We start from the raw sequence: 6,348 nt of genomic DNA, 5'->3' as shown, positions 1-6,348 counted from the left end.
CAAGCCCGTGCTGGATGTGGCCAACAACCTGCTCTCCCACGCTGCGGAATCCTTCCGCAAAAACCTGTTCACGCGCAAGGAAGGCGGCGACCCGGTACGCCTTGTGACGCCGCTCAGCGACATGAGTCAGGCCAAGCTGGTCGTGCGCCGGGTTGAAGAACTGCTTGCGACCCATCTGCCGCACGAAATCGCGGTGCTGTTCCGCGCGGGCTTCCATTCCTACAATCTGGAAATGGCCCTCAATCAGGCGGGCATTGCCTTTCGCAAATACGGGGGGCTGCGCTATACCGAGGCCGCCCACGTCAAGGACGTTATCGCTTACGCGCGCCTGCTGCTCAACCCGCTCGACCTGCCCGCCTTTGCCCGCGTGGCGGCCCAGCACAGCGGCATTGGCCCCAAGACGGTGGAAAAACTCTATGCCGTGGCACGTAGCGGCGACCAGAAATCCACAGAAAAGGCCTTTGCCAAGTATCCGGGTTTTCTGGAAGACATGCGCTTTGTGGACGACCTGCGCGCCCGGCCCATGCCGCCCTCGGGCACGCTTTCGTCCGTTCTTGAACATTACCGCCCCCGTCTCGAGGCCCTTTACCCGGAAGACTGGCCCCGCCGCCAGCAGGGGCTGGAAGAAATCATCCAGATGGCCTCCGGCTACAGCGAGCTGGATCTTTTTGTGGCTGATCTGGCCCTTGAAGCGCCGGATGACGATGACGCCGACAGCAACGAAGGCAAGATCACCCTTTCCACCGTACATTCAGCCAAGGGGCTGGAGTGGAACGCCGTTCTGATCATTGATCTGGTGGAAGACCGCTTTCCCTCGCGCCACGCTCTGGCGCGGCCAGAAGATTTTGAAGAAGAACGCCGCCTCATGTACGTGGCCTGCACCCGCGCGCGCCAGTGCCTTGACCTCTACGCCCCGGCCTCGCTCTACAACAGGGCCGAGCGCGGCAGTCAGCATGTGAGCCAGAGTCCCTTTGTGCGCGAGCTTGCACCCGGAATGGTTGAAGAATGGATTGAAGGCTTTGGCGGCGTGCTTTCGCGCCGTAGCGTTGGCGGCGTGGGCTTTGGGCGTAAAACCGCCATGCCTTCGGCTGGCGGGCCTGGTGGCGCGCAGGGTTTTTCGGGCGGGCTTTTGCCGCGTCCTCAGCGCCCTCCGAGCCACGATGCCTATGACGACTGCCAGCTTGCGCCAGACGATGCGCCGGGGAGTGTGCCAGCAAGCGGTTCGGGCAAGCAAACTCTTCCCTTTGCGCCCCCCGCGTCCGCCCCTGCGGCAGCGCAGGGGCGTTCAGCGCCGCAGACCGCAGGCGATTGCGAGCTGTGTTACTGCCGCCACCGTATTTTCGGGCGCGGCAAGATCGTGCGCCATCTGCCGCCGGACAAGGTGCAGGTAAATTTCCCCGGCTTCGGCCTCAAAGTTATCCTGAGCGAATATCTGATTCTGGAGAGCTGATATGGTTCCGCCCCACGCATCCCCTGTTTCTCATGGCTCTCTTTCTGAAGACGGCATTCTGGCCTGTCTTGGCAGACATTTTCCGCAGACCGGGCCTTCCCTGCTGCTGGGCAGGGGCGACGACTGCGCCGTGCTGCGGGGCGGCAAGCCCCTTGCCGTGAGCAGCGACCTTTTTCTGGAAGACGTGCATTTTCGCCGCTCGTACTTTACCCCTGAAGAAACAGGCTACAAGGCGCTGGCCGTCAATGTGAGCGATCTGGCGGCCTGCGGGGCGCGGCCCTCGGCCTTTACCCTCTGCCTCGGCCTGCCCGGCTGGGTGGACGAACCGTGGCTGGACGCGTTTTTCTCCGGCATGGCCGGTCTTGCCAAGCAACACAACATGGTGCTGGCCGGGGGCGACCTTTCCGGCTGTGAGCGTCTGCATATTTCTGTGACCGTGTGGGGCGAACCCGCAGACCCCGGCACCTTTCTTGTGCGCGGCGGCAGCATGCCCGGCGATGTGCTCTTTGTAGTGGGACGCCTGGGCCTTGCCCGGGTGGGGCTCAAGGCCCTTGAAGCTCAGGGCCGGGCAGCTCTGGAACAATGGCCCGCCGCCTGTGCGGCGCACCTGCACCCGGAGCCGCAGGTGGACGCTGGCCTCATGCTGGCGCGGGCAGGATTCAACGCCCGACCGCCTGCGCTTATGGATGTTTCTGACGGCATCATGCGCGATCTGCCCCGTTTGCTTGGCCTTACGGGCGAACTGAGCGCGGCGGGGCAGGTCTCGCGCGGCAGTCTGGGGGCGGAAATTATGCTGGCCCGTGGGCAACTGCACCCGGAAGTAGTGAGCTATGCCGAAGCCCATGGCAAAAATCCCGTACACGAAGCCCTGCTTGGCGGCGAGGATTACGCCCTGCTTGGCTCGTGCGCGCCCGACATGCTGCCCCCCCTGCATGCGGCCATACCGCGCCTTACAAGCATCGGCGTTGTGACCGCTGGCGGCGGTATTGTGTGCAACAACGAACCGCTGGACACTCTGGCAGACATGCGCGGCTTTGACCACTTTGACCGCAAAGGGCAGGAAGCCTGACCTGCGCGCATGGCAAAACAAAGGAAACCCGCATGAGCACCACCTCGCAGCGGTCAGCAGCCGCGCCCATCACAGAAAACCAACCTTCCATTCCCTCAGAGCTGGTTGAAGAATTTCGCTCAGTTTGCCGCGATGCCTGGAAGCAGGGCCTGCTGTCCGGCTGCAACGGCAATGCCAGCCGCAGGCTCGGCAGCAACGCACCAGAGTTGGTCTGCGTCACCCGCAGCGGCGCTGCCAAGGGCAGGCTGACCGCCGCCGACTGTTGCCTTATGGACATCACCACAGGCGATGTCGTGTCCGGCGGGCCAGCATCCACGGAATCGGGCATGCACCTTGCCATCTACCGCGCCCGCCCGGACTGTAATGCCATCCTGCACACCCATCCTCGCCGCCTGCTTGCCTTGAGCTTGCGGCTGGCGGGCAGGCAGGAGGACTTTTTGCGCCTGCCCCTTTTTGAAGCCGAGGTATGGCGGGCCAAGCTGGGCTTTGCCCCTGCCCTGCCCCCCGGCACTACAGAGCTTGCAGACGCCGTGGCCCTGGCCGCCGCCAGCAAGGATGCGGTATGGATGGCCGGGCATGGCTTGTGCTGCCTTGGGAGCACCCTGGCCGAAGCCCTGTGTCTGGCTGAAGAACTGGAACATCTGGCTGCGCTACAGATACTTGCCACAGTTTAGCGCAGGCATTGCCGACGCTCCTTACAGCCCGCATTTTTGCGGGCTTTTTTGTTCCTTTAAGTGTTACAACTTGCAAAAACATATGCGCCACTGTAGCATTCAATAAAATTTCGTAACACAAACTCAAAGGAGCCCCCCACCATGCATATCCGTTCGCACTTCTGCGCCGCTCTGGCCCTTATGGGTCTCATGATTTCCAGCACTGCCGCCCTGGCCCACGAATTTATCCTCAAGCCCGACACGGCAACCCCTGCCGCCGGGCAGAAGACCCGCATGCAGGCGCAGGCAGCCCATGTTTTCATGGTCAGCGAAGAAGCCGAAAATCCTGCCAACGTGCGTCTGTACCTCTTGCAGGGCGACAAAAAAACCGACATCGCCCTTGTGGAAGACAAGGCGCTGGTTTCGCTGGTGGGCGACTTCACCCTCGCGCAGAACGGCCCCGCCATGCTGGTGGGCCACCGCCTGCCCCAGATATGGTGCGAAACAACCCAGGGTGAAATGGAAGGCAGCCGCGCCGCCCTTGAAGCCAAGGGTATGAAGGTCAAATCTTCCGGCAAGTATGAAAAATTCGCCAAAACTCTGCTCAATCCCGCCAGCAACGACACCCTGTTCGGCAAGGCTCTTGGCCAGGATCTGGAGCTTGTGCTGCTGACCAACCCCGCAGACCTCAAGCCCGGCGCACCCCTGAACGTACAGGTGCTGCTGCGCGGCAAGCCCGTGCCCAACGCCACTGTGGGCCTGACCCACGATGCCTTCAGCAAGGAGCAGGACACCTACAAATCCAAGGCGCAGACCGATGCGCAGGGCAAGGCCTCCTTTACCGTGGACAAGCCAGCCCTGTGGATGCTGCGCACCACGGTGGTGGAAAAGACCCCCGGCGCGGACGCTGACGAGCACCATCTGCGCGCCACCTATGTGTTCCCCGTAAAGTAGCCCCATATCCACACGCACGCAGGCGGGGGAAGGTTCGCTTTCTCCCGCCTGCGCGCATTCCCCACATCTGCTTGAGGCAAGGATAGTTATATGCGCATTTTCCTTTTGGGCCGCTGCGCCGCCATATATCTTGCGGTTGCGCTGATCCTGGTTGGCACCGCTGTTCAGGCTCCGGCCCATGCCCTGTATGCGGCAGACACACGGCACGACGGCGTGGTGCTTGTGCAGTTTGCCTACTCCGGCGGCGAGCAGCCCACCTATGCCAAGGTGGAGGTGTACAGCCCCGCAGACGACAAGGTGGAATTTCAGAATGGCCGCACTGACGCGCAGGGGCGCTTTGCCTTCATGCCTGACGCGCCGGGCCGCTGGCGTATCATCATGGCCGACAACATGGGCCACAGGGTTGAACACCCGGTGGAAATCAGCGCAGCTCAGGGTTCCGCAGCCGCAGACAGCGGGCACGATGCGGGGCCGGGCGGCTTTGCCATGCCCTTGCGCATTCTGCTGGGGCTGAGCCTCATTGCCAACATGGTGTTGGCGGCGGCTGTGCTGCGGCGCAGAAAAAAACTTACGGTCTGATACGGTTCAAAACTGTTTTTGACCGCAAAAAACCGGGTGCCTCTTGATGGAGGCACCCGGTTTTTACATCTGGCAAAAAGCGCTTATTTCGGCTCGATAACTTCCCTGCCGCCCATGTAGGGAACCAGCACCTTGGGCAGCACAAGGCTGCCGTCCTTTTGCTGGCAGTTCTCAAGGATGGCGGCAATGGTGCGGCCCGTGGGCAGGCCGGAGCCGTTGAGCGTGTGCAGGAACATGGCCTTGCCGCCCTTGGGCTTGAAACGGATATCAGCCCGGCGGGCCTGAAAATCCGTGCAATTGGAGCAGGAAGAAATTTCGCGGAAGGTTTTTTGCGTGGGCAGCCACACTTCCACATCATAAGTCTTGGCAGAGCTGAAGCCCATGTCGCCCGTGCAGAGCGTGATGACGCGGTACGGCAGTTCGAGCATTTCGAGCAGATTGCAGGCGTGGCCGCGCATGATCTCAAGCTGGTTGAAGCTGTCGTCAGGATGGGCGAAACGCACCATCTCGACCTTGGTGAACTGGTGCATGCGGATAAGACCGCGCGTATCCTTGCCCGCGCTGCCCGCCTCGGAGCGGAAGCAGGGCGTGGCCGCGCAGTAGGCGCGGGGCAGATCGGCCTCGTCCAGTACTTCGCCAGCGTGCAGATTGGTCAGCGGCACTTCGGCAGTGGGGATCAGGTAGTATTCCCACTCGCGCAGCTTGAACAGGTCTTCCTCAAACTTGGGCAACTGGCCCGTGCCAGTCATGCTGGCGCGGTTGACCATGAAGGGCGGGCAGACTTCAATATAGTCTTCGGCCACTGTGTGCTGATCGAGAAAAAAGTTCACCAGCGCGCGTTCAAGGCGCGCGCCCCAGTTCAGGGACACCACAAAACGGCTGCCTGTCAGGCGGGCGGCGCGCTCAAAATCAAGCCCGCCAAGGGCCACGCCCAGATCGCCATGTTCGCGCGGCTCAAAATCAAATTCGCGCGGCGTGCCCCAGCGGTGCACTTCCACGTTTTCCGATTCGTCCTTGCCCACGGGCACGGCGGCGTCAGGCAGGTTGGGCACGCGCATGAGCCATGTTTCCACATCGGCCTTGGCCTGGGCGGTTTCAACGTCCAGTTCCTTGATGCGGTCGGAAACGCCGCTCATTTCGGCCAGCAGGGCCGTGGCATCTTCGCCCGCGCGTTTTTTGGCGGCCACTTCGGCAGAGGCCGCGTTGCGGCGGCTCTTGAGGGTTTCCACCTCGGTCAGCAGGGCACGGCGGCGGGCGTCCAGCGCCAGAAATTCATGAACATCCAGATCCGAATGCCTGTCGGTCAAAGCCTTGGTCAGCACTTCGGGCTGCTTTTGCACCAGTTTGAGGTCAATCATAGCCGCTCCTGAAAAAACGCGCACCGCGCGGGATATAGCAAAATCTGCTCCGCATGAGGATGGGGAGCGCAACAGACAGGCTGTAGCATGCTGGGCCGCTGCCTGCAAGGCGGCTGCATACGGCCTGTATTTGACAATCCGGCACAGGCAGACCTGCAAACCTTGCAAAAGGCAAATTTTGCGTATACGTAGTAACGAGTATTCTGGAGATTTTCTATACAAGTTACGTGAGGCCGTCATGAAACATTTACGCATTGTTCTTTGTGTATCCCTGCTGGCGTTGCT

Annotated in this window: 6 protein-coding genes; 5 read left to right on the top strand and 1 reads right to left on the bottom strand. The window is 61.6% G+C overall.

Annotated features, from left to right (window positions below):
• The 5 genes from VEZ52_RS05935 to VEZ52_RS05915 form a co-directional block, all read left to right on the top strand.
• A partial coding sequence (locus tag VEZ52_RS05935) for an ATP-dependent helicase (protein WP_324836010.1) occupies positions 1-1,450 on the top strand: 1,450 nt, incomplete at its 5' end.
• Position 1,451: 1 nt separating this feature from the next.
• The gene (gene thiL, locus VEZ52_RS05930; RefSeq protein WP_324836009.1) at positions 1,452-2,519 is read left to right on the top strand and encodes a thiamine-phosphate kinase; all 1,068 of its coding nucleotides are present in this window, start codon (positions 1,452-1,454) and stop codon (positions 2,517-2,519) included.
• Between the two features lie 32 nt (positions 2,520-2,551).
• Complete coding sequence (locus tag VEZ52_RS05925) at positions 2,552-3,193, top strand: class II aldolase/adducin family protein (protein WP_324836008.1); 642 nt, start codon at positions 2,552-2,554, stop codon at positions 3,191-3,193.
• A 141-nt stretch (positions 3,194-3,334) separates the two neighbouring features.
• Positions 3,335-4,126, top strand: coding sequence for a DUF4198 domain-containing protein (locus tag VEZ52_RS05920; protein ID WP_324836007.1), 792 nt, complete (start codon positions 3,335-3,337; stop codon positions 4,124-4,126).
• A gap of 90 nt (positions 4,127-4,216) precedes the next feature.
• Positions 4,217-4,705 carry a hypothetical protein gene (locus VEZ52_RS05915; protein ID WP_324836006.1) on the top strand — a complete coding sequence of 163 codons (489 nt, stop codon included), beginning with the start codon at positions 4,217-4,219 and terminating at the stop codon, positions 4,703-4,705.
• Between the two features lie 83 nt (positions 4,706-4,788).
• On the opposite strand, the gene serS is transcribed toward VEZ52_RS05915, so the two are convergent.
• Positions 4,789-6,063 (bottom strand): serine--tRNA ligase, encoded by a 1,275-nt coding sequence (serS, locus tag VEZ52_RS05910; RefSeq protein ID WP_324836005.1) that lies wholly within the window; start codon positions 6,061-6,063, stop codon positions 4,789-4,791.
• Between the last annotated feature and the right edge of the window lie 285 nt (positions 6,064-6,348).

Origin of the sequence: Desulfovibrio sp., assembly GCF_035644575.1 — a bacterium.
Lineage (GTDB): Bacteria > Desulfobacterota > Desulfovibrionia > Desulfovibrionales > Desulfovibrionaceae > Desulfovibrio.
The sequence above is the reverse complement of the archived record's forward strand: the minus strand, read 5'-3'. Positions and strand labels throughout refer to the sequence as shown.

Coding starts and splice junctions, on each gene's coding strand:
- serS (WP_324836005.1), bottom strand. CDS start 6,063: ATGATTGACCTCAAACTGGTGCAAAAGCAGCCCGAAGTGCTGACCAAG.
- VEZ52_RS05925 (WP_324836008.1), top strand. CDS start 2,552: ATGAGCACCACCTCGCAGCGGTCAGCAGCCGCGCCCATCACAGAAAAC.
- VEZ52_RS05915 (WP_324836006.1), top strand. CDS start 4,217: ATGCGCATTTTCCTTTTGGGCCGCTGCGCCGCCATATATCTTGCGGTT.
- VEZ52_RS05920 (WP_324836007.1), top strand. CDS start 3,335: ATGCATATCCGTTCGCACTTCTGCGCCGCTCTGGCCCTTATGGGTCTC.
- thiL (WP_324836009.1), top strand. CDS start 1,452: ATGGTTCCGCCCCACGCATCCCCTGTTTCTCATGGCTCTCTTTCTGAA.